At 34.9% G+C, this 2,063-nt stretch carries 2 protein-coding genes and 1 pseudogene; 2 read left to right on the top strand and 1 reads right to left on the bottom strand.

Features of this window, described 5'->3' with window-relative positions; translation table 11 throughout:
• Positions 1-283 precede the first annotated feature (283 nt).
• The gene (locus V7137_RS26960) at positions 284-820 is read left to right on the top strand and encodes a hypothetical protein (protein ID WP_335700921.1); all 537 of its coding nucleotides are present in this window, start codon (positions 284-286) and stop codon (positions 818-820) included.
• A gap of 167 nt (positions 821-987) precedes the next feature.
• On the opposite strand, the gene V7137_RS26955 is transcribed toward V7137_RS26960, so the two are convergent.
• Entirely contained in the window at positions 988-1,224 is a 237-nt protein-coding gene (locus V7137_RS26955) for a hypothetical protein (RefSeq protein ID WP_335700920.1), read from the bottom strand.
• A gap of 658 nt (positions 1,225-1,882) precedes the next feature.
• Between V7137_RS26955 and V7137_RS26950 the strand changes: the two are divergent.
• Positions 1,883-2,063, top strand: a pseudogene (locus tag V7137_RS26950) (DNA replication protein DnaD); the annotation flags it as partial.

The following is a 2,063-nucleotide window of genomic DNA, read 5'->3' as shown; positions in this document are numbered from 1 at the left end:
ATATTTTATGAGTTCTTTGAATGGATATACGAATGGATGAAAAAACTATAGTCATTAAATTTAATCTGTGAAGTAGAAAAAGGAGACACACTGTATTATGCATAAATGGAAAAATCGGGAGGCTATCGAATGAGAAGGATCAATCCAGGCTCCATCATGTCTCACATTAAGTATGGGAATCTAAAAATACCAAAGAGTATTCAATGTGAGTGCCCGGGATGCAGAAATACAACTGAATTTATGCTTAATGCAAACTACCAGAGCAGTAAGAATGGCATGGTAAGTGAGTGTAGTTGTCCATCATGTAAAAAATCAGCAAGTTTTTATCATTATTCCTAAGGAAGTTCTAGATGAACAAGGCGAATATGCTGATACTTATATTTATGACCTTCAAGCTTCCAAACATCCGATTAATCAATTAGAAACACTACCCAATATCCCCAAGGACCTGATCAGGGCATACCGTTCAGCAATAAATGTTTATCAAGCTAGAGAAAATTCAGCTACTGCCGTTATGTCAAAAAGAGTGATTGAAAGTATCCTAAAGCATTTTCTCGGTGAAAAAAGTAAGGCACAGCCATTGTCTCAACAGCTTGAAATCCTACCGAATCATGTTGATTTGGCAAAGCCTATTCAATCCCTTAGCAATTTATTGGGAACTGATCATTCCCTACATCGGATGCTTGAATTGGAAACTGAAATGGATTACGAGACGACCTCGTTATTAATGGACTTATTAGAAAGCTTAATTGAGTATCTTTTTGTCCTGCCGGGGAAAATCGAAGTCACCAATAATAAAATAGCAAAAAAATTCAATTAGCAAAGTAAGAAATGTAAAACAGTTTATCCTTATTTTAAGCTGGTGGAAAATTTAACTTGGGTATTGGGGCAAATTAATTCAAAAAATGGCATGCCAACCTGTTGTCAGTTTGCACGCCATTTTCGTTACCTATTTATCTACTTTGCCATTCAAAATGGAACCCTATATTAAGCCATATTCATGCTTTTAAATTTAGTAACATTCTTTACAAACTCTTCTTTTCCATCAATAAGCTTAAACACTCTAGCTTCATCAAAATGTACAATCTTACCCAACCGTAATTCACCATCTCTATAACTTCTAGCCAATGAATTAACTAAAGTCTTCTTAGTAGCTCCTTGGTGGTAGGACCTTCCAATAAACACACCTTTAAAATACTTGTAAACCATATAAGTATCAAACATGATTTCAGCCCCCAAATAAGTATTTACTCACTCTATATGAAGGGCTATTTAGCCCAACCATTACATTTCATATTCAATCATTACAGTACCTGATTCTATTGATAAACATCTGTATCTGTAACACCAAAAGTATTTTCAACTGCGCTAAGATGAAATGGCTTTTGCCCATGAGGTATACTAACATGGATTCATGCAGGTGTCTGTGAATGTTTTGTAAACTTTTTCACAAGGATTCAAACAAACAAGGAAAAAAAGCCTATGAAAGTGAAACAATAAGTAGAATAGCAGAATAGAAGAAACTGGGGAACAGTTCTTTTTATATACCTAAGAAAGATAAACTCCTTCACACAAAAAAGGCTATAAAATCACCGAAATTGCAAAAAACGCCTTCAAAAATCAAATTTGAAGGCGTTTTTTTGACGTTTCGCTCTAAAAATGTCCTCAAAAATGAAATAAGGGAATTCGCTTTACCCCGCCAATCTCGATATCGTAGAAGTACTGAAACGAGGGCTTTCACATAAAGCCCTCGCAAAGGACAAGGTGATGAAAGGGTGTCATAAAAGATTCACATTCTAATGAAAATCTTATGACCTTTTTCTTCATTTATTTCTATATCAAATATGAAGGAATTTTACTAGAAGAAAGGCAGTGGTTGAAGATGGCAAAATATAGAATGGTACGTACTGATTTTTGGAAGAATCCGGTTGTTTCAGAAGAGATGAGCCCCGAGGACAAATACTTTTATCTGTATCTTCTTACCAATCCACATACGACCCAAATTGGCATCTATAAAATTACCAAAAAACAAATGGCTTTTGATTTGGGGTATTCAATTGAGA

The sequence above is a fragment of the Neobacillus drentensis genome (assembly GCF_036962765.1).
Classification (GTDB): Bacteria; Bacillota; Bacilli; order Bacillales; family Cytobacillaceae; genus Neobacillus; species Neobacillus drentensis_C.
Note: the sequence above shows the minus strand (reverse complement) of the source record. Positions and strands in the feature narration are given on the sequence as shown.